The following is a 21,299-nucleotide window of genomic DNA, read 5'->3' as shown; positions in this document are numbered from 1 at the left end:
TTTTTACGTCGTGAGCGCCGCTCAGACCGTAGGGGTCGGAGTCGGCGGCTGACCGGGGGTGACCGAGACGGCCGAGCCGGAGGAGATCATGTTGGCGAGGGCGGTGAAGATGGCCGCGCTTCCGGTATCCATTGCTGGTGGTCCTTTCGGGGCTGCCGGGTCAGGCAGTCGGCGTCGGCGTCGTGGGCTCGTAGGCCAGCGAGGACCCGCCACTGAGGAAATTCAGAATCTGGCCGATGAGCGCCATCGTGGCTTCATCCATTGGGACGTTCCTTTCGTACTGCACGACATCCGCGACCGCGCTGCCCACGCCGCGCGTGACACCACTGGATGTCGATCGACAAACCGCTACTGACCGGTCTTCCGGCGACGGCGAGGCGAATGTTACCTATGGCCGTTTCACTTCGTAGGGTTTTCGGGAAGTCCCGGGCGGAACGGTAACCCGTTCCGCCCCGACGCACCTGCCGGTCAGCGCAATGCGGCCGCTTTCCTGGCCAGCCGCTTGGCCGTCGCCGTCTCGGCGGGCGCCTTCTTCGCCGCCGGCGCGGCCTTCTTCTTCGCCGCGGGCTTCTTCGGCGCCGGTGCCGCGAGGACTTCCTTCAGGAACTGACCGGTGTAGCTGTCGGCGACCTGGGCCACTTCCTCGGGAGTGCCCGTGGCGACCACCGTGCCGCCGCCGGAACCGCCTTCGGGGCCCATGTCGATGACCCAGTCGGAGGTCTTGATGACATCGAGGTTGTGCTCGATGACGATCACCGTGTTGCCCTTGTCGACCAGGCCGTTGATGACCTTGAGCAGCTTGCGGATGTCCTCGAAGTGCAGACCGGTCGTCGGCTCGTCGAGGATGTACACCGTGCGACCGGTCGAGCGTTTCTGCAGCTCGGCGGCCAGCTTCACGCGCTGCGCCTCACCGCCGGACAGAGTCGGGGCACTCTGGCCAAGGCGCACGTACCCGAGACCGACCTCGACGAGGGTTTTGAGGTACCGGTGGATCGAGGTAACCGGTTCGAAGAACTCGGCGGCCTCGTCGATCGGCATGTCGAGGACCTCGGCGATGGTCTTGCCCTTGTAGTGCACCTCGAGTGTCTCGCGGTTGTAGCGGGCGCCGTGGCACACCTCGCACGGGACGTACACGTCCGGCAGGAAGTTCATCTCGATCTTGAGCGTGCCGTCACCCGAGCACGCCTCGCACCGGCCGCCTTTGACGTTGAAGGAGAAGCGGCCCGGCTGGTAACCGCGCACCTTGGCCTCGGTGGTCGAGGCGAACAGGGTGCGGATCTTGTCGAAGACACCGGTGTAGGTGGCCGGGTTCGAGCGCGGGGTGCGCCCGATCGGTGACTGGTCGACCTGCACCAGCTTGTCGAGCTGGTCGACACCGTTGATCCTGGTGTGCCTGCCGGGCACCTGCCGCGCGCCGTTGAGCTTGTTCGCGAGCGTAGTGGCCAGGATGTCGTTGACCAGCGTCGACTTGCCGGAACCGGAGACGCCGGTGACCGAGGTGAGTACACCGAGGGGGAATGCCACATCGATGCCCTGCAGATTGTGCTCCGTGGCACCGACGACGGTGAGCTTGCGCTTTTTGTCCACCGCCCGGCGCACCAGCGGCAGCTCGATCTGCTCGCGGCCGGAAAGATAAGCGCCGGTGAGGGATTCGGGCTCGGTGAGCAATTCCTGATAGGGGCCCGAATGCACCACACGACCGCCGTGCTCACCGGCGAGCGGACCGATGTCGACCACCCAGTCCGAGGCACGGATGGTGTCCTCGTCGTGTTCGACAACGATCAGGGTGTTGCCCAGCTTCTTGAGCCGCAGCAGGGTTTCGATGAGCCTGCGGTTGTCGCGCTGATGCAGACCGATCGACGGCTCGTCGAGCACGTAGAGCACGCCGACCAGGCCCGAACCGATCTGGGTGGCCAGCCGGATGCGCTGTGCCTCACCGCCCGACAGCGTCGCCGCCGCGCGCGAGAGCGTGAGGTACTCCAGGCCCACATCGAGCAGGAAGCCGAGCCGGGCCTGGATCTCCTTGAGCACCTGGCCGGCGATCGCGGCCTCGCGCTCCCCCAGGGTCAGCGAGTTGAGGAAGTGCGCGCACTCCCCGATCGACAGGTCGCTGACCTCGGCGATCGACCTGTTCTTGCCGTCGGCGGCCAGGGTGACGGCCAGGATCTCCGGGCGGAGCCGGGCACCGTTGCACACCGGGCACGGCACATCGCGCATGTACCCGTCGTAGTGCTCCTTCATCTGCTCGGACTCGGTGTTGTCCATGCGCCGCTGCAGGAACGGCATCACGCCTTCGAAATCGGCGTAGTAGGAGCGTTTGCGCCCGTAGCGGTTGGTGTAGGAGACATGCACTTGATCGGAGCTGCCCTCGAGGACCGCTTTGCGCGCCTTCGCCGGAAGCTCACGCCAGGGCGTGTCCATGGAGAAACCGATGGCCTCGGCCAACCCCGACAACAGGCGATTGAAGTATTCGGCCGTCTGACCACGCGACCACGGCGCGATCGCGCCCTCGGCCAGGCTCAGATCCGGATCGGGGACGACCAGTTCGGGGTCGACCTCCTTGCGGATGCCGAGACCGGTGCAGTCGGGGCAGGCGCCGTAGGGCGAGTTGAAGGAGAACGAGCGCGGCTCGAGATCCTCGATATCGAGCGGGTGGCCGTTCGGGCAGGCCAGACGCTCGGAGAAACGGCGTTCCCGGTCGTGCGCGTGCTCGTCGCGGTCGACGAAGTCGAGCACGACGATGCCGTCGGCCAGCCGCAACGCGGTCTCGATCGAGTCGGTGAGCCGCTGCTTGGACGCGGCCTTCACCGACAGGCGGTCCACGACCACCTCGACGTCGTGCTTCTCCTGCTTCTTGAGCTTGGGCGGATCGGTGAGCGGATACACCACGCCGTCCACCCGCACACGCGAGTAACCCTGGGTCTTGAGCTGGTCGAACAGGTCGACGAACTCACCCTTGCGGGTCCGCACCACCGGCGCGAGGACCTGGAACTTCAGGCCCTCGTCCATGGCGAGCACCTGGTCGACGATCTGCTGCGGGCTCTGCTTGGCGATCAGCTCGCCACAGACCGGGCAGTGCGGCGTGCCCGCGCGGGCATACAGCAGGCGCAGGTAGTCGTAGACCTCGGTGATCGTGCCGACCGTCGAACGCGGGTTGCGGTTGGTCGACTTCTGGTCGATCGACACCGCGGGCGAGAGGCCCTCGATGAAGTCCACGTCCGGCTTGTCCATCTGCCCGAGGAACTGACGCGCGTACGCCGACAGCGACTCGACATACCGTCGCTGTCCCTCGGCGAAGATCGTGTCGAAGGCCAGACTCGACTTACCCGAACCGGACAGACCGGTGAACACGATCAGGCTGTCGCGCGGCAGATCGAGGTCCACACCTTTCAGGTTGTGTTCCCGAGCTCCGCGCACAGTGAGGCGTTCCGCCACCTGGTGAATCCCTTCTCCATCGTCATCCGCTCGCCGGACATGAACCCCCAGGAATCAATGCTAGGTGGACCCACCGACAAGAACGGTTGAGCTGTGTTTGTTGGAGCGCTGGCGCGCTCGAGCGCGGCCCCTGAGGGGCCGCGCGAACAGCGCTCGAGACTTGCGCTTCGCGCGTGCGCTTCGAGCGCTGTTCGCGCGGCCGGGCCGCTACGCCGCTGCGCGGCGGACCCTCCTCGAGGTCGGGTCGTGCGGGGTCGGGAGGGCGGTCATGGCGGACTTTGGGTGAGCGAGTTTGCTGTCTGCGCACAGGGTTTGGGTGGGCGATTGTCTGTCTCTGCACGGGATGTGGGTTAGCGGATTATGTTGGACCGCACAGGGGGGACGTTCTACGTGATGAAGGGGCCGCCGTGCTCGAGGTGTTTCTGGTCGACGACCACGAGATCGTGCGGCGAGGGTTGATCGACCTGCTCGAGGGTGATCCTGAACTCACTGTGATCGGTCAGGCAGGTGGCGTGGCCGAGGCGATGGTGCGGATCAGGGAGAGCCGGCCCGATGTGGCGGTGCTCGATGTCCGATTACCCGACGGCAACGGCATCGAGCTGTGCCGCAATCTGCTGGCCGAGTTCGAGGACCTGCGCTGCCTGATCCTCACCTCGTTCTCCGACGAGCACGCGATGCTCGACGCCATTCTGGCCGGTGCCAGCGGATATGTGGTGAAGAACATCGACGGGATGAAGCTGGCCGACGCTATCAAGCAGGTCGGCGCCGGTCACTCCCTGCTCGACACCCGCGCGGCCGACGCCCTGCGCGCCCGGCTGCGCCGCAGCACCGAACCGACCGGTCCCCTCGCGGGTCTGACCGACCAGGAACGCCGCCTGCTCGAACTCCTCGGCGAGGGCCTCACCAACCGGCAGATCGCAGCCCGCATGTTCCTGGCCGAGAAGACGGTCAAGAACTACGTCTCGCGCCTGCTGGCCAAACTCGGCGTCGAACGCCGCACCCAGGCCGCGGTCCTGGCGACCAAGCTGCGCGAACCATAGAGAATCAGGACGGGACGACGATGGTCAGGTCCCCGTCGTAGCGGCGGTAGAGCAGGTTGCCCCGGCCACTGTGACTGTCGGTGAAGAACAGATACGGCAGGCCGCCACGGCACAGCACATCCGATGCCTCGTCCTCGGCGAAGACCGGGGCCGCGTCCTGCACCACCCGCACCGGCATGGCGCTGGCGGTGAGCGGCAGGTGCGCCGAGTCGCCCGCGGCGACGGTGCGGTGCTGGCGGGCCAGGCGTACACCGTGCGGGTCGGCCCAGGTGACGATGGCGTCCTCGCCGGTATCGGCGTCGGTGAACAGATAGGCGTCGTAGTCCATCGCGTCCAGGACGGTGCTGGCTTCCAGCGGAGTACCGGTCATCAGGGCGCAGTCTTTGCGGCGGATGATCGGGCGGGTCTCGGTGACCTGGGCCAGCGGGCGCCGGGCCGGGTCGGGCCAGGCGCCACGTGCTTCCTTACCAGCGCGGCGCGCCAGCTGCCGGTCCAGACGTTCGGCGGCGAATGTCACCGCGAACCCGCCCGGGCCGGTGACCTGCACACGGGTGAGGGTGTCGTTGGTGCGGATGTTGGCCTGCACCAGGGTCGGCTCGTCGTTTCCGCGCGGAGCGGTGACGCGCACCCGGGCCGGACTGTCGAGATGATGGCGCCGCATCACGCGGGTGATGGCACGCACCGCGCGGGTGACGTCTTGAGCCGGTACCTCGCCACGGGTGGTCACCGCGAGCTCGGGGTCGGCGGCGGTAGTCCAGTGCTGGGTGCTCGACAACGAATACATCTCTTGCCCCACTTCTCGATCCGGCGTCCCCCCGCTGCCCTATGCCACCACTGTGCGCGGTGCGGTAGAAGGGCCGAAAGTCCCCAACCTCGAGGACTAGACTTCTCCTGACTCGGTACGAAGGTGGGCGGCGACGGGATACGGCGATGGCGAATGACGGTCGGAGCGGCCGCTATTCGGCGGGCCGCACCGCGTCTCAGCAGCGCCTACGCGCCCTGCTCGGCGAGGTGGCCGACCGGGTCGAGGTGATGATCGGCTCGCGCGACCGGATGGACGGCCTGGTCGAGGCCATGCTCACGGTCACCGCGGGTCTCGATCTCGACGAAACCCTGCGCACCATGGTGCGGACGGCGATGAACCTGGTCGATGCCCGTTACGGCGCGCTCGCGGTCCGCGGGCACGGTCAGCAGGTCGCGCAGTTCATCGATGAGGGCATGCCCGAACACATCCGCGACCGGATCGGGCGATTACCGGCGGGCCGCGGTGTGCTCGGCGCCGTGTTCGCGGAGAAGGCACCGCTGCGGCTCGACGATCTCACCGAGCACGAGTCCTCGGTGGGTTTCCCGCCCGGCCATCCGCCGATGCACTCGTTTCTCGGTGTCCCCGTGCGCATCCGGGACGAGGTGTTCGGCAGCCTGTACCTGACGGAGAAGTCCGACGGGCAGCCGTTCACCGAGGAGGACGAGGTGCTCGTCCTCGCGCTGGCCGCGGCGGCGGGCATCGCGGTCGACAACGCGCGCCTCTACGAGCAGGCACGCACCAGACAGGCCTGGATCGAGGCGACGCGCGACATCGCCACCGAATTCCTGGCGGGCACCGAATCCGACCGGGTGCTCGCCCACGTGGTCGACCACGCACGCGGGCTGACCGGTTCGCACCAGGCGTTTCTGGCCTCGGTACCGGTGCCCGACGAATCCCCCGGCGAGGTCAGCGAATTGGTCGTCACCCAGTGGACCGGCCCGGACGCCGGCCAGGACTGGCAGACGATCCCGATCGCGGGCACGGTACTCGGCGACGCTTTCAGCAGGCGCACACCGCTGCGCTTCGACGACGTGTCCGAGGTCGTCCTCGGCGTGGACTTCCCGGTCGCCGAATTACCCGGTGCCGGACCGGCTCTCGTCCTTCCGCTGTGCACACCCGACGCCACGCTCGGCGTGCTGGTGACCATCCGCCCACCCGGCTTCGCGCCCTATTCCGACGAGATGCTCGAGCTCACCGCCGCGTTCTGCGATCAGGCGGCGCTGGCGGTGCGCCTGGCCGACGCGCAACGGCGGATGCGTGAGCTCGATATCGTCGCCGACCGCGACCGTATCGCCCGCGACCTGCACGACCATGTGATCCAGCGGCTGTTCGCGATCGGCCTCACCGTGCAGGCCACCATGCCCAAGGCGGTCGTTCCCGAAGTGCGGCAACGCCTTTCGACAGTCATCATGGATCTACAGGAGGTGGTCCAGGAGATCCGCACCTCCATTTTCGATCTGCACGCCAGCGGTTCGGGCCACAGCGAGGGGCTGCAACAGCGGCTCGAACTGGCGATCCGGCGCCAGACCGCCGACATCGCGATGCGCGCGACCATCCAGGTATCGGGACCGCTCTCGGTGCTCGACCCACAACTGGCCGATCACGCCGAAGCCGTTGTGCGCGAGGCGGTGAGCAACGCGGTGCGCCACTCCGGCGCCGACACCGTTGCCATCGTGATCGAGGTGGCCGACGATCTCACGATCACCGTGAGCGACAACGGGTGGGGCATCCCCAATCACGTCATCCGCAGCGGACTGCGCAATCTCGAGCAGCGCGCCGTGGAGGCGGGCGGCCGGTTCCAGATCGCACCCGCGATGCGAGCCGACGCCGACGGCGAGCATTCGGAGATGCCGGGCACGCGGCTGCGCTGGGCGGTTCCGCTCCCACAGGACCAACCGAACACCGGCGGTTTCGCCCTGGCGGGTGGGCCGGAGGCGGGCGAGGACTGAACCTCAGGCCGGACCGACGACGAGGGCGGAGTTGTTGCCGCCCATCCCCATCGACAGATTCACGGTGAGGCCTCCGCGCATCGGTGTCGGCCCGTCGAGCAATCGCGGATGCGCAGGCGCGACGACCGGTGCCGACGCGACGACGCCGCTGTCGTAGGACATCGCGATCAACGCCAGTTCGACGGCCGCCGCGGCGCCCTGGCAGTGACCGGTGAGCGGCTTGACCGAGATGATCGACGGCTGGTCGTCGAAAACGGTGGTGAGCACGTCGCGTTCGGCGGCGTCGCATTGGCGGGTACCGGTGCCGTGCGCGTTCACGTAGTGCACCTCCGAGGCCGCTACCCCACTGTCGCGCAAGGCTTTCCGGACGCATTCGAGGTACTGCTCGTGCGTCGGCTCGACCGAGACCACGTGGTAGGCGTCGTTGTTCATGGCGCCGCCGAGCACCCGCGCGTAAGGCTCATCCACCGCGTCGGTGAGCAGCATCGCCACCGACGCTTCCGCCATCACGAACCCCAGGCTGCCCTCCTGGAACGGGCGGCACGCGGTGAACGGGTCCACATCGGACACGGCCGCACCCATCCCGACGAAATGCTCGAGCATCTCCGGGGTGGCCGACAGGTCGGTGCTCACGCACAGCACGTCGTCCACCAGGCCCGCGTCGCGCCACTGCCGCGCCGTGAGCACGGCGACATTGCCCGAACTGCACGCCGCCGACACGTTCATGGCGGGCCCGTGGAAGCCGTAGCGCTGCATCACCACGGAGATGGGCGTCGAGGGCAGCATCGGCAGGTAGTCGCGGGAGCGGCGGTGTCCGCCGTCGCGCAGGTAGAAATCGCGCCAGTCGGCCACGTCGCCGAGGGTGATGGCGTGCACCAGACCGACCGTTCGGCCCTCGTCGCGCCAGCCACGCGAGCGGGCGTCGGCCACCGCCTCGGCAGCCGAGGCGACCACGGCACGCCCGAACAATCCGCGACCGTGCGCCGGGTCGCCGCCGTCGGGAATCCGGCCGACCCAGGCGTGCTCGTCACGTCCCGGCCCGTAACCCGGATACAGACCGGCGGCCGGTTTTCCCCCCAGCACCCCCTGAAACAATTGTTCACGGCCCCAGCCGTAACCGGAGACCACACCGATACCACCGATCGACATAGAATCGACTCGGTGGGCCATGCCGCCGGGACGTCCTTCCGGTCTCACGTCGCTCCTCGCGGATCTCGTCGAGGGTCACCACGATAGTCCGGTGTGTCATCCGAAGACCAGGCCGAGATCGGGGGTATCGCAGTGAGAAAACCCAACACCGACGCGGCGAACGCCGAGCTGCTCGCGCAGCGGTACCGCTCGCTGGTCGAGCACACACCCGATGCCATCTGCGTGCACGAGGCGGGTGTGATCGTCTACGTGAATCCGGCGATGGTGCAACTGCTCGGTGCGCACACGGCCGAGGATCTCCTCGGATTGCGGATCACCCATTTCGTGCACCCCGACTCCATTCCACCGATGCTCGACCGGATCGCCCAGCTCACCGCCGAGGGCGCGGCGTCACCGCCGACCGAGATGGACCTGTTGCGCATCGACGGGCGGAAGGTGCCCGTGCAAACGGTGTCGGTGCTCACGGCCTGGCAGGGCGAACTGGCCTATCAGGTGGTGGTGCACGATCTGACCGCGCAGCGGGCCGCCGAGGCCTCCGCACGGCAGGCCGAAGCGTACTTCACCACCGTGGTCTCCCAGCTCGAGGAGGGTGTGCTTGTCGTCGACCGGCGCGGCAGGCTCGAATCGATCAATCCGGCGGGCAGGCGCATCCTCGGCATCGCCGACTCCGCGCCGGTCCTCGGTGCGCGCTTCGACGAGCTGCCCGTCACGATGATCGACTGGGAGGGTCAGCCGCTGCCCGTGGGCAGGCATCCGATGGCGCACACGTTGACGACCGGCGAACCGGTGACGCGGTTCGTGTTCGGGGTGCGCCGGGCCGACGGTCAGCAGGTGTGGCTGTCGTGTAACTGTCGGCTGCTCAATCCCGACAGCCCGGACTCGGCGGGGGTGTCGTCGTTCGCCGATGTCACCGAGTACCGGGCCAGCAAGATGCAGCTCGAGTACCAGGCCACCCACGACGCCCTGACCGGGCTGGCGAACCGGTCGCTGATCCTGTCGCAGTTGTCGGCGGCACTGGCCGACGAGGGCGGCACCCTGGTCACTACCGTGCTGTTCATCGATCTCGACGGGTTCAAGGCGATCAACGACACACTCGGCCACGCCATCGGCGACACGGTCCTGCAGATCGTCGCCCAGCGGCTGCAACGGGCGCTGCGCGCCGAGGACGTGGTCGGCAGGCTCGGTGGGGACGAGTTCCTCGTGCTGCTCGCCGGGCAACCGCAGCGCACCGATCTGCCGCGTCTGATCGAACGGCTGCGCGTCACCATGGCCGAGCCGATCATCGCGAGCGGGCACCGTCTCGAGGTCAGCGCCTCGATCGGCGTCACCGAACTCGGCCCGCACGAACGCCGCACCCCCGAGGCGGTGCTGCACGACGCCGATCTGGCCATGTACCGCGACAAGCCCTCCGGTCGCCGCAACCACACCACGCACGCGTCCTGACACACTGGTCGGCGTGATCGTCGAACACGCCCTGCTGCCCGTCCGTCCCGGTTGCGCCGCCGCCTTCGAGGAGGCCTTCGCGCAGGCCTACCCCATCATCGCCGGTATGCCCGGTTTCGGCGGGCTGTCGTTGTCGCGGTGTGTGGAGCGGACCGACACCTATCTGCTGCTGGTGCGATGGGAGCGGCTGAGCGATCACACCGAGGGGTTTCGCGGGTCGCCGGAATATCAGCGCTGGCGTGCGCTGTTGCATCACTTCTACGAGCCTTTCCCGGTGGTCGAGCACTTCACGCCGGTGACCGGTGACGAACTCTTCCCCGCGACGGGCGCGCTGCCGTCCGGGGGCAAGTAGACTCGACAACTCTGTTCTCAACGCGGTGACAAAGGAGTCCTGTTTTGCCCGACCGCCTCGCCGACGACCGCGCCAGCACCGACCAGGGCGGGCGCGGCCGCGAGATCGAACAGGAACAGCAGTACCTCACGGTGCTCTACGACCGCCTCGACGCCATGCGCGACTACGCGCAGAACCGGCTCAAGACCGTGCTGCTGGAAGCGGGCGGGACCCCGCAGGCGCGCAGCGAACGCGAGTCGTTCACCGCGCTCTACAGCGAGGACCTGGCCAAATACGACGCCGCCGAGCACGGCCTGTGCTTCGGCCGCATCGACTTGGACGCCACCGAGGACGCCGCCCGCTATATCGGCCGCCTCGGCATCCTCGACGAGGACAACGACTACGAGCCGCTGCTGTTGGACTGGCGCGCTCCCCTGGCGCGCCCGTTCTATCTGGCGACCACCGCCAATCCCGAGGACGTGGTCCGCCGCCGTCACATCCGCTCACGCAACCGCACGGTCACCGCGATCAACGACGAGTACCTCGACCTTGGCGCCGCCGAACGCGACGGTGCCGTGGGTACCGACGACGGCGTGGGCGGCGAGAGCGCCCTGCTCGCCGCGCTGAACGCGGCCCGCACCGGGCACATGAACGACATCGTCGAGACGATCCAGAGCGAACAAGACGCGATCATCCGCTCCGAGCACAAGAGTGTGCTCGTGGTGCAGGGTGGGCCGGGCACCGGCAAGACGGCGGTGGCGCTGCACCGGGCCGCCTACCTGCTCTACACCTTCCGTCAGCAGCTGGCCAAGAGTGGTGTGCTCATCATCGGCCCGAACGCCACCTTCCTCGACTACATCGGGCAGGTGCTGCCCTCGCTCGGTGAGACCGGTGTGCTGCTGTCCACCATCGGCGACCTGTATCCGGGAGTGAAGGCGGTCCGGGAGGATTCGCTGCGCGCGGGTGAGATCAAGGGTTCGCTCGACATGCTCGAGGTGCTCAAGCAGGCGGTGCGCGACCGGCAGGAGGTGCCCGCCGAACCGGTGCGGCTCACCTTCGACGGCTACCCGGTGCTGCTGGACCGCAAGATCGCGACCCGGGCGCGTGGCCGGGCGCGTTCCTCGCGCCGTCCGCACAATCTCGCACGGCCGATCTTCGCCTCGTCGGTGATCGACGCGCTCACCGATCAGCTGGCCGCGACGATGGGCGCCGATCTGTCCGGCGGCACCAGCCTGCTCAGCTCGGCCGATCTCAGCGAGATCGGCGACGAGATGCGCGCCGACCCGCAGGTACAGGCCGCGATCAGCGCGCTGTGGCCGGTGCTCTCCCCGCAGGAGGTCCTCGCCGATCTGCTCGCCGACCCGGCCCGGCTCGACCGCGCCGCCAAGTCGCTGAGTCCCGAGGACCGTGCCGAACTCGTCCGCTCCGACGACGGCACGTTCTCCGCCGCCGACGCGCCGCTGCTCGACGAACTCGCCGAACTGCTGGGCGTGGACGACACCGAGGAGCGGGAACGGGCCCGCCGCCGGTGGCGTGCGCAGCTGGCCGAGGCACAGGACGCACTCGACATCCTCACCGGTTCCGCACCCCAGGACATCGAGGACGAACTCGACCCCGAGATCCTGATGGCCTACGACCTGATCGATGCTTCCCAGCTGGCCCAGCGCCAGGAGTTCGGCAACCGGCAGACCACGGCCGAACGCGCCGCGGGCGACCGCACCTGGACCTACGGGCACGTGATCGTCGACGAGGCGCAGGAACTGTCGGAGATGGCGTGGCGAATGGTGATGCGCCGCATCCCGAATCGGTGGATCACCGTCGTCGGTGACGTGGCGCAGACCGGTGACCCGGCGGGCGCGTCGTCGTGGCAGCGGGTGCTGGAACCCTATGTGGCCAAACGCTGGAAGCTCACCGAGCTCACGGTCAACTACCGCACCCCCGCCGAGATCATGGCGGTGGCCGCCGACGTCCTCACCGCCATCGATCCCACCGCCCAGGCACCGCGCTCGGTCCGCGAAACCGGCAATCCCCCTCGCGCACATCGTGTTTCACCTGCGGAAGTACAGGACGAACTGGCCCGGCTGATCGCCGCCGAGCAGGCCCCCGGCACCGCCGCCGTCCTCGCCCCCGCCGCTCTCGTCCCCGAATTGTCCCCGCTGGCAGGCGAATCGGTGCAGGTCCTCACGGTGCACGACGCCAAGGGCCTGGAGTTCGACCGCGTGTACCTGGTGGAACCCCAGGCCATCGTCAAGGAGTCCCCGCGCGGTCTCAACGACCTCTACGTCGCCCTCACCCGTGCCACCCAGCGGCTCGCGGTGGTGCACACCGAGGATTTGCCCGAGGTGTTGTCGGCACTGGCCTGAGACGACGAAGTGCCGGCACCCAGCGGGTACCGGCACTTCTCGTCGGTCCAGTACTAGCGCACCGTGTGGACGATCAGGACGTCCGAGCGCGACTTGCGGGCTACGTCCGAGGGGACGGAGCCGAGCAGGCGGCCGGTGAGGGTGTTGAGGCCACGGTTGCCGACGACGAGCAGGTCGGCCTTGGTCTCCTTGATCAGGTCGAGCAGGGAATCCACCGGCTCGCCGACGATGGCGCGCTCGACGATGTTCTTCGCACCGGCGGCCACCGCCTTCTCGCGGGCGACGTGCAGGATCTCGTTGGTCGGCGCCGAGCCACGGACCTGGTAGGCCTCGTCCTTGAGCACATCGGCGGCCGCGGCGACATCGCGATCATCGGTCGGGAAGTAGGCGCAGGCCAGCACGAGAGTCGCGTCCGCGTCGGCAGCGAGCGCCGCAGCCTTCTCCACCGCGACGTACGACGAATCCGAGCCATCAGTACCGACGACAATGGTCCGGTAGGCGGTCATCTCTCCTCCAACTTGGTCGGTGCAGCGCCGAACGACCCGGGAATCGAGCATCGGCGCGGCAATTGCGTCGACCATAACGCCACAACGCGCCGATTTATCGACAATTCGCAACAGATCACACCGGGAGTGTTGGGTCACTTTGTCCGGCAGTACCGGATTATGGGCGCCGTCGTCGGCATTCACCTGCGCCGATCGAACGGTGAGCCGACGAAATTGTGGCAAATCACAACACAATCAACGCCGCTGCGGGCCTGGGATTTTCGTCACAACACCGACGGCGCCGTGCCCGTTCACAGCGTTGCGGCGGCCGCGCCCGTCGCGCGGGCGCGGCGCGCGTATTCGCGGGGCGGCATCCCGATCTGCGCGGTGAATTCCCGGCTGAAATGCGCCTGATCGAAATAGCCCAGATCGGTGGCCAACTCGGCCAGATCCGGGTCGGAGTGAGCGAGCAGATCGGCGGCGTCCTGCAACCTGAACCGGCACAGCACCCATTTCGGGCCGGCGCCCACATAGCGGCGGAACAACCGCTGCAAGGTGCGCATGGGCACCGCGAACCGTTCGGTGACCTGGTCCACGCGTGTGAGCTCCGGATCCCGCTCCATCGCCGTCACGATGCGCGACACCAGCGCGAACTGCGAATCGTCGGCACCGCCACGGCCGCCGAAGAATTCCTCGACGATCCCGACCCGGTTCTCGTCGGAAGATTCCGCCAGCACCCGCTCGGCCAGTCCCGCCGCTTCGGGCAGCACCTCGGTGAGCAGCGCCGAACCGTCGCGTAAGGCACCGACATCACAGCCGGTGAAGGCTCCGAAACCGCCGGGGCGGAAACGGATTCCGAATGTCTCGCCCTCGCCGTCGAGATCGCGCACGTACTTGGTGGTGCACACGCCGTTCACGAATCCGCCGGTACGGGTACTGCTGCGTTCGAAGGTGAGGTTCACGCACGGAAACGACAGCACCTCGGCACGGAACGCGGGCCTGCCACGCAGATCCCAGCGCACCACCCAGTACCGGTCGGCGAAATCCGCCAGCGCGGGACCGACCTCGAGCCGTCGCAGCGAGCGGTGTCTGGCCTGCTCGCGCGGGAGGAGGATCCCCTTCGCGTCGTCGAGGTCGCCGGTCGTCATCGCCGGTGTCGCGTTCTTACAAGACCGGCGGGCGCCGGGTGAGCAGGATCGAAGCCATGACGAATCCTGTTGCGCCCATCCCGGAGGGCTACCACTCCATCACCTGTTTCCTGGCCGTCGCCGATGGCGAGGCGGCCATCGACTTCTACTCCGAGGTCTTCGGCGCGAAGGTGCTCAGCCGCGCCGACGATGCCGAGGGCAGACCCGTGCACGCCGAACTGCTCATCGGCGACTCCACTCTGCAGCTCGGAATCCCGCTGGCCGACAACAGCGTTCGCGCCCCCGAAGGCTGGGTGCACACCTCGATAGTGCACTACTGCCCCGATGTCGACGAGGCCTTCGCGCGTGCCGTCGCCCGCGGTGCCCGCGTTGCCGAGGACGTCCAGACCTTCGTCACCGGTGACCGCTACGGCGTCGTCATCGACCCGTTCGGCCACCGCTGGGCGGTCATGACCCGCGTCGAGAACGTCTCCCGCGAGGAAGCCGACCGCCGCATCGCCGAATGGATGGCTGGGTCTGATTAGCGGCCGGCGCCGCGGGGTTTCCGGCCGTCGCCGGGTCGACATACTCAGCTCAACCCCGCGGCGTCCATTCCGCGCAGCTCCTTCTTCAGGTCGGCGATCTCGTCGCGTAAGCGGCCTGCGAGCTCGAACTGCAGTTCGCGGGCGGCGTTCATCATCTGATCGGTGAGGGAGGCGACCAGGTCGGCCAGTTCGGCGCGCGGCATCGACTTCACGTCGCGTTCGGCGTAGATGCCCGCGCTCACCGCGCGACCGGGTTCGCCCTGTGCCCGCCTGCCGCGGCTGACGTTGCGGCCGGAACCGCCGACGGCCACCTCGTCGCCCGCCTCCAGGTACACCTGGTCGAGGATGTCGGCGATCTTTTTGCGCAGGGGCTGCGGGTCGATGCCGTTGGCCTCGTTGTAGGCGATCTGCTTGGCGCGGCGGCGGTCGGTCTCGTCGATGGCGTGGCGCATCGAGTCGGTGATCTTGTCGGCGTACATGTGCACTTCACCCGACACGTTGCGGGCCGCGCGGCCGATGGTCTGGATGAGGCTGGTGCTCGACCGGAGGAAGCCCTCCTTGTCGGCGTCGAGGATCGCCACCAGCGACACCTCGGGCAGGTCGAGGCCCTCGCGCAGCAGGTTGATGCCGACGAGCACGTCGTATTCGCCGAGGCGCAGCTGACGCAGCAGTTCCACGCGGCGCAGGGTGTCGATCTCCGAATGCAGGTACCGCACCCGGACCCCCAGCCCGAGCAGGTAGTCGGTGAGGTCCTCGGACATCTTCTTGGTGAGTGTGGTGACGAGCACGCGCTCGTCGCGCTCGGTGCGCTGCCGGATCTCGTGTACCAGGTCGTCGATCTGGCCCTTGGTCGGTTTCACCACCACCTGGGGGTCGACGAGGCCGGTCGGGCGGATGACCTGTTCGACGACCTCACCGCCCACCTGGCCGAGCTCGTACGGCCCGGGCGTAGCCGACAGGTACACCGCCTGCCCGATCCGGTCGGCGAACTCCTCCCAGGTGAGCGGCCGGTTGTCGACCGCCGAGGGCAGCCGGAACCCGAATTCGACGAGGTTGCGCTTGCGCGACATATCGCCCTCGTACATGCCACCGATCTGCGGGACGGTGACGTGGGACTCGTCGATGACCAGCAGGAAGTCGTCGGGGAAGTAGTCGAGCAGGGTGGCGGGCGCCGACCCGGCGGGGCGACCGTCGATGTGACGCGAATAGTTCTCGATGCCCGAGCAGAACCCGACCTGACGGATCATCTCCAGGTCGTATTCGGTGCGCATGCGCAGGCGCTGCGCCTCGAGCAGTTTGCCCTGGCCCTCGAGCTCGGCCAGGCGGGCGGCCAACTCCTCCTCGATGGCGGCGACGGCCTTCTCCATGCGCTCCGGGCCCGCCACGTAGTGGGTGGCGGGGAAGATGCGCAGCGAGTCGACCTGGCGGACCACATCGCCGGTGAGTGGGTGCAGGTAGTACAGCGCCTCGATCTCGTCGCCGAAGAACTCGATGCGGACCGCGAGCTCCTCGTAGGAGGGGATGATCTCGACGGTGTCGCCACGCACCCGGAACGACCCGCGCGTGAACGCCATGTCGTTGCGGGTGTACTGCACATCGACCAGCAGCCTCAGCAGCGCGTCGCGGTCGATCTCGCCGCCGACCTCGAGCTGCACCGAGCGATCCAGGTATGACTGCGGCGTACCGAGACCGTAGATGCACGACACCGACGCGACCACCACCACATCGCGACGCGACAGCAGGCTGGAGGTGGCCGAGTGCCGCAGCCGCTCGACGTCGTCGTTGATCGAGCTGTCCTTCTCGATATAGGTATCGGTCTGGGCGATGTAGGCCTCGGGCTGGTAGTAGTCGTAGTACGAGACGAAGTACTCGACCGCGTTGTGCGGCAACATCTCCCGCAGTTCGTTGGCCAGCTGGGCCGCGAGGGTCTTGTTCGGCGCGAGCATCAGGGTGGGCCGCTGCAGCTTCTCGATCAGCCACGCGGTGGTCGCCGACTTGCCGGTACCCGTGGCACCGAGCAGCACCACGTCCTTCTCCCCCGCGTTGATGCGGCGCTCGAGCTCGGCGATGGCGGCGGGCTGATCGCCTGCCGGCTGATGCGGGCTGACCACCTCGAAGCGGCCACCCTTGCGCTCGATCTCACCGACCGGGCGGTGCTCCGAATGCGCGAGCGGGTGCCCCCGCTCTTCGTACCCTTCGGCCGGGATCTCGGTTGCGAATGCCATGCACACCAGGTTAGGCGTACCCACCGACAGATTCGCGGCGGCGGAAAGCGCTCGGCGCCCGGCCCGCGTGCCGGTAGATTCTGCGCACATGACCCAGGCCTCGACCGTGCACGTGCACCCGCCCAAAATCGAGCTGTTCGACGTAGCGGCCAAGACCAATACCGATCCGAAGGGTTTCGTGCGGCCGGTCGAGGTGTACCGGGAGGAGCCGTGGGGCCTCTACATGGGGCGGCACTCCGACCATGCCAGCTTCCACTATCTGGAGTCGTGGCTGCTCCCGAGTCTGTCGCTGCGCGCGTCCAAACTCTGGTACAACCCCGGCATCGAGCAGTGGCAGGACGTGTACGTCGATGTCGGCGTCTTCACCAGGGACTCCCCGACGCTGTGGCGCTCGCTGGACCACTACCTGGACCTGCTGGTCCGCACGGGCCGCGATGTGCGCCTGGTCGACATCGACGAACTGCTCGCCGCGCAGACCGACGGTCTGCTCGATGCCGAACAGGCTCAGGCGGCGATCGAACACGCGGTCGCGGCGGTCGACGGGATCGCCGCGCACGGGTACTCGCTCGAGGCGTGGCTCGCCACCCTCGGTATGACCCTGACCTGGCGCTGAAACGACGAAACCGCCCGCGACCGGACAGGTCGCGGGCGGTTTCGGTATCGATCAGCCTGCCGAACCGCTGCCGAGCAGGTCGCCGAGGCCACCACCGCAGCCTGCGCTGCCGGTCGCGGCCGCCTCACCGACGGTGACGGTGATCGAGTCGCTGATCAGCAGCTGCCGCGCCTCGAGCTTGTGCTGGCCGGTCGTGGTCGGCTTCCAGGTCATGCTCACCGTGCCGGAGAGCAGCGATGGGGAGACCGTGCCGATGTCGCGGCCGTTGTCGGTGAACTTCACCGAGGTCAGCCTGTCGACCTCGACGCTGGCCGTCAGCTTGTAGCTGCACCCGACCTTGTGATCGGTGCCCGCGACGCTGAGGTTGCCCACCCAGGCCGAGGCCTGCGGGGCGGCCAGCACGATGGTGGCGGCGACAGCGCCGAACGCGGTGATGCCGAAGCCCGCACGGCCGAGACGGTGATGTGTTGTCATACGCGCTACAACTTCCCTGTGAATCGAGTCACCCGGTAGTGACTCGCCACAATGTAACCAGCGCGCCGCCCGCTACGGACAGTTTTTGAAACATTGACGTTTAACAGATGCCGACCGGGGTTACGCGCGGGCGCGAGCCCACTCACCGACCCTCGGGTAGACCACGTCGAACCACGGTTCCTTCACCCCGTAATAGGCCTCGCCCGCCGCCTCGCCCGACTTCCCCGCCGCCGCCCGTTCGGCCGTCCGCTTGATCTCCAGATACTCCGTCCGCACGTCCTCCTCTGCCCGCAACCAGTCGCGGAAGTCGAGCGCGAACCGCTGGCCTGGCGAATCCTGCACGCGCAGATGAATATTCGCCGGTCGGCCGGGATCCGCGTTGCCGTGCAAGCGTTTTGCCCACAGGTCCACGTCGGTGCCCGCCGGATCCTCGGGCGTGGGCTTCGGGGTGTCGTGCGTGATGCCGACCGCGCGCGGGAATCCCGCGGCTGCCAGCGAATCCGCCAGTGCGTCAGCGGTTTCCAGGTTCGCCACCGTCACCTGGATATCGATGAGGTCCTTGGCGGGCAACCCGCTCACCGCCGTGGAACCGACATGGTCGATGCGCACCGCCGCAGCACCACACACCAGATGCAGCCGCGCGATGATCCGGCGCGCCTGCGCTCCCCACTCCGGGTCGTGCGGCACCAAACGGTACTCCGCCCGCGCCCGCACCCCCTCGCGCTGATTGCGTTCGAACGGCACCAGCCGCCGCTCCCACAGCGCCCGCACCTGCTCCTCGACCACACCGGGGGCCCCGTTGTTGTCCAGCCACACATCGGCGACGGCGTGGCGTTGCTCGTCGGTGGCCTGGGCGGCGATCCTGGCCAGGGCATCGGCCTCGGCGACACCGCGCTGCTCGACCAGCCGGCGCAGGCGGGTCTCGACATCGGCGCCGACCACGACCACCAGCTGCATGAGCGGGGCGAGCCCGTTCTCCACCAGCAACGGAATGTCTTGCACCACAATGGCATCGGCGGGGGCGGCGCCGATGAGTTCGGCCGTGCGGGCACCGACCAGCGGGTGGGTGATGGCGTTGAGCTTGCCGCGTGAGGTGTCGTCGGCGAAGGCCACCGCCGCCAGCGCGGGCCGGTCGAGGCTGCCGTCCTCAGCCAGGATCGCGTCACCGAACTCGGCGACGAGCGCGGCCAGACCCGGCGTTCCCGGCGCGACGACCTCGCGGGCGATGGCATCGGAGTCGATCACCACCGCCCCCAGTTCGACCATGGTCCGCGCCACTGTGGACTTACCCGCTCCCATGCCTCCGGTGAGGCCGATCCGCAACATGCGCCAAGTCTCGCATCCCCGCGCCCGGAGCAGGTCAGGTGTTCCCGACACGCCGATGTGCGGCGGCGGCAAATCCGGGGCCGGGCGCGTCGCGTCGACTAACCTTCGCGCAGGCGAGAAGGCCAATCACCAGCGAGCGAAGGATGATCATGGGCACCACACAACACCGGACGGCTCGCCACCGCCTCGGCATGCCCGGCGGTGTGCACTGCGTTGAATTCCCTGCTGTGGCAGCGAGTCTCGCCGAGTATCGCCGGTCCTGGTTCACCGCTCTGATCTCGCCCGCCAGACACAGTTTCGCCGCGATGCGCAAGCGCACCAGCATGGGCGCCACCTACTGGGTGCCCGCCGCCGCCGCGAACTGAGCACCGACCACCCGAGCCCACCCGTTACGAACGGGTGGGCTCGTTGTCGTGCAAGCCCTGTGTGATGACCGGGCCGGAAACAGGCCGAAGGCCCCGGTCCGTGTGGACCGGGGCCTTCGACTGTGTTGCTCTACCTGAATCAGGCGTTACCGCTGAGCTTCTCCCGCAGAGCCGCCAGCTGCGCGTCACTGGCGAGCGAACCGCCGGTGGACTCGGCCGGACCGGAGGTGGCCTGCGTGGCGTTGCCGCTCTCGGAGGAGTAGTTGCCCGCGGCCGGACCGCCAGCGGCGGCTTCGGCAGCCGCGTCGGCAGCCATCTTCTCCATCTGAGCGGTGTGCATCTTGTGGCGACGCTCGGCCTCGGCGTAGCGGCCTTCCCACTCTTCACGCTGCTTGTCGAAGCCCTCGAGCCATTCGTTGGTCTCGGGATCGAAGCCCTCGGGGAAGATGTAGTTGCCCGCTTCGTCGTAGCTGTCGGCCATGCCGTACTTCGACGGGTCGAACTCGGCGTGGTAGTCCTCGTTCGCCTGCTTCAGCGACAGCGAGATCCGGCGACGCTCCAGGTCGATGTCGATGACCTTGACCATCGCGTCGTCGCCGACTGCCACGACCTGGTCCGGGACCTCCACGTGGCGCTCGGCCAGCTCGGAGATGTGCACCAGGCCCTCGATGCCCTCTTCGACGCGCACGAAGGCACCGAAGGGAACCAGCTTGGTGACCTTGCCGGGCACGATCTGGCCGATCGCGTGGGTCCGGGCGAACTGACGCCACGGGTCTTCCTGGGTCGCCTTGAGCGACAGGGAGACGCGCTCGCGGTCCAGGTCGACGTCGAGAACCTCGACGGTGACCTCGTTGCCGACCTCGACGACCTCGGACGGGTGGTCGATGTGCTTCCAGGACAGCTCGGAGACGTGCACCAGGCCGTCGACGCCGCCCAGGTCCACGAAGGCACCGAAGTTGACGATCGAGGAGACCACACCCTTGCGGACCTGGCCCTTCTGCAGCTGGTGCAGGAACTCGCTGCGGACCTCGGACTGGGTCTGCTCGAGCCAGGCGCGACGCGACAAGACCACGTTGTTGCGGTTCTTGTCGAGCTCGATGATCTTGGCCTCGATCTCCTTGCCGACGTACGGCTGGAGGTCGCGGACACGACGCATCTCGACGAGCGAGGCGGGCAGGAAGCCACGGAGACCGATGTCGAGGATCAGGCCGCCCTTGACGACCTCGATGACGGTGCCCTTGACGGCCTCGTCCTTCTCCTTGAGCTCCTCGATCGTGCCCCACGCGCGCTCGTACTGAGCCCGCTTCTTCGACAGGATCAGGCGGCCTTCCTTGTCCTCCTTGGTGAGAACCAGGGCCTCGACCGCATCGCCCACGGAAACGACCTCGTTCGGGTCGACATCGTGCTTGATGGAGAGTTCACGGGAGGGGATGACGCCTTCGGTCTTGTAACCGATGTCGAGCAGGACCTCGTCACGATCGACCTTGACGATGGTTCCCTCGACGATGTCGCCATCGTTGAAGTACTTGATCGTGGCGTCGATGGCGGCGAGGAAATCCTCGGCGGAGCCGATGTCGTTGACGGCTACCTGCGGCGAGGTGACGGTGGTGGGCATATGTGGGTT

General features: G+C 67.8%; 17 protein-coding genes. 8 read left to right on the top strand and 9 right to left on the bottom strand.

The features are described 5' to 3' along the window. Positions 1-468: 468 nt before the first annotated feature. On the bottom strand, positions 469-3,435 hold the full coding sequence (gene uvrA, locus AB0F86_RS26680; protein ID WP_225282536.1) for an excinuclease ABC subunit UvrA: 2,967 nt from the start codon (positions 3,433-3,435) through the stop codon (positions 469-471). A gap of 407 nt (positions 3,436-3,842) precedes the next feature. Here uvrA and AB0F86_RS26675 point away from each other — a divergent pair, with 407 nt between their 5' ends. Continuing rightward, complete coding sequence (locus AB0F86_RS26675; protein WP_181697705.1) at positions 3,843-4,475, top strand: response regulator transcription factor; 633 nt, start codon at positions 3,843-3,845, stop codon at positions 4,473-4,475. Positions 4,476-4,479: 4 nt separating this feature from the next. On the opposite strand, the gene AB0F86_RS26670 is transcribed toward AB0F86_RS26675, so the two are convergent. Continuing rightward, a complete protein-coding gene (locus AB0F86_RS26670) occupies positions 4,480-5,259 on the bottom strand; it encodes a sigma 54 modulation/S30EA ribosomal C-terminal domain-containing protein (protein WP_181697704.1) in 780 nt (259 codons plus the stop codon). 146 nt (positions 5,260-5,405) lie between these two features. Between AB0F86_RS26670 and AB0F86_RS26665 the strand changes: the two genes are divergently transcribed. Continuing rightward, a complete protein-coding gene (locus AB0F86_RS26665; protein WP_225282535.1) occupies positions 5,406-7,229 on the top strand; it encodes a GAF domain-containing sensor histidine kinase in 1,824 nt (607 codons plus the stop codon). A gap of 3 nt (positions 7,230-7,232) precedes the next feature. Here AB0F86_RS26665 and AB0F86_RS26660 read toward each other — a convergent pair whose 3' ends face one another. Then, entirely contained in the window at positions 7,233-8,378 is a 1,146-nt protein-coding gene (locus AB0F86_RS26660) for a beta-ketoacyl synthase N-terminal-like domain-containing protein (protein ID WP_356987427.1), read from the bottom strand. Between the two features lie 132 nt (positions 8,379-8,510). On the opposite strand from AB0F86_RS26660, the gene AB0F86_RS26655 reads away from it, so the two are divergent. Genes AB0F86_RS26655 through AB0F86_RS26645 form a run of 3 tightly spaced genes read left to right on the top strand, consistent with a single transcriptional unit; the run spans position 8,511 to position 12,515 of the window. Next, positions 8,511-9,821, top strand: coding sequence for a diguanylate cyclase (locus AB0F86_RS26655; RefSeq protein WP_356987429.1), 1,311 nt, complete (start codon positions 8,511-8,513; stop codon positions 9,819-9,821). Positions 9,822-9,834: 13 nt separating this feature from the next. Then, on the top strand, positions 9,835-10,173 hold the full coding sequence (locus tag AB0F86_RS26650; protein ID WP_356987431.1) for an antibiotic biosynthesis monooxygenase: 339 nt from the start codon (positions 9,835-9,837) through the stop codon (positions 10,171-10,173). Between the two features lie 44 nt (positions 10,174-10,217). Further along, positions 10,218-12,515, top strand: a complete 2,298-nt coding sequence (locus tag AB0F86_RS26645) for a 3'-5' exonuclease (protein WP_356987433.1) — start codon at positions 10,218-10,220, stop codon at positions 12,513-12,515. Positions 12,516-12,568: 53 nt separating this feature from the next. Here the strand turns inward: AB0F86_RS26645 and AB0F86_RS26640 are convergent, their stop codons facing one another. Both AB0F86_RS26640 and AB0F86_RS26635 read right to left on the bottom strand, forming a co-directional pair. Next, entirely contained in the window at positions 12,569-13,021 is a 453-nt protein-coding gene (locus tag AB0F86_RS26640; protein WP_181697698.1) for a universal stress protein, read from the bottom strand. A 290-nt stretch (positions 13,022-13,311) separates the two neighbouring features. Next, positions 13,312-14,148, bottom strand: a complete 837-nt coding sequence (locus AB0F86_RS26635) for an AraC family transcriptional regulator (RefSeq protein WP_356987434.1) — start codon at positions 14,146-14,148, stop codon at positions 13,312-13,314. A gap of 56 nt (positions 14,149-14,204) precedes the next feature. Between AB0F86_RS26635 and AB0F86_RS26630 the strand changes: the two genes are divergently transcribed. Further along, complete coding sequence (locus AB0F86_RS26630) at positions 14,205-14,672, top strand: VOC family protein (protein ID WP_356987436.1); 468 nt, start codon at positions 14,205-14,207, stop codon at positions 14,670-14,672. Positions 14,673-14,716: 44 nt separating this feature from the next. On the opposite strand, the gene uvrB is transcribed toward AB0F86_RS26630, so the two are convergent. Beyond that, complete coding sequence (uvrB, locus tag AB0F86_RS26625) at positions 14,717-16,897, bottom strand: excinuclease ABC subunit UvrB (RefSeq protein ID WP_067497998.1); 2,181 nt, start codon at positions 16,895-16,897, stop codon at positions 14,717-14,719. Positions 16,898-16,985: 88 nt separating this feature from the next. On the opposite strand from uvrB, the gene AB0F86_RS26620 reads away from it, so the two are divergent. Next, complete coding sequence (locus AB0F86_RS26620; protein ID WP_356987438.1) at positions 16,986-17,510, top strand: DUF402 domain-containing protein; 525 nt, start codon at positions 16,986-16,988, stop codon at positions 17,508-17,510. Positions 17,511-17,561: 51 nt separating this feature from the next. On the opposite strand, the gene AB0F86_RS26615 is transcribed toward AB0F86_RS26620, so the two are convergent. Both AB0F86_RS26615 and coaE read right to left on the bottom strand, forming a co-directional pair. Continuing rightward, a complete protein-coding gene (locus tag AB0F86_RS26615) occupies positions 17,562-17,984 on the bottom strand; it encodes a hypothetical protein (protein ID WP_181697694.1) in 423 nt (140 codons plus the stop codon). A gap of 120 nt (positions 17,985-18,104) precedes the next feature. Then, on the bottom strand, positions 18,105-19,310 hold the full coding sequence (coaE, locus tag AB0F86_RS26610) for a dephospho-CoA kinase (RefSeq protein ID WP_356987440.1): 1,206 nt from the start codon (positions 19,308-19,310) through the stop codon (positions 18,105-18,107). A gap of 149 nt (positions 19,311-19,459) precedes the next feature. On the opposite strand from coaE, the gene AB0F86_RS26605 reads away from it, so the two are divergent. Further along, positions 19,460-19,675: a hypothetical protein gene (locus tag AB0F86_RS26605; protein WP_181697692.1), complete on the top strand. Its 216-nt coding sequence runs from the start codon at positions 19,460-19,462 to the stop codon at positions 19,673-19,675. Between the two features lie 139 nt (positions 19,676-19,814). On the opposite strand, the gene rpsA is transcribed toward AB0F86_RS26605, so the two are convergent. Beyond that, a complete protein-coding gene (gene rpsA / locus AB0F86_RS26600) occupies positions 19,815-21,290 on the bottom strand; it encodes a 30S ribosomal protein S1 (RefSeq protein ID WP_067498011.1) in 1,476 nt (491 codons plus the stop codon). Positions 21,291-21,299: the final 9 nt, after the last annotated feature.

This window comes from Nocardia sp. NPDC023733, assembly GCF_040639775.1.
Classification (GTDB): Bacteria; Actinomycetota; Actinomycetes; order Mycobacteriales; family Mycobacteriaceae; genus Nocardia; species Nocardia rosealba.
Note: the sequence above shows the minus strand (reverse complement) of the source record. Positions and strands in the feature narration are given on the sequence as shown.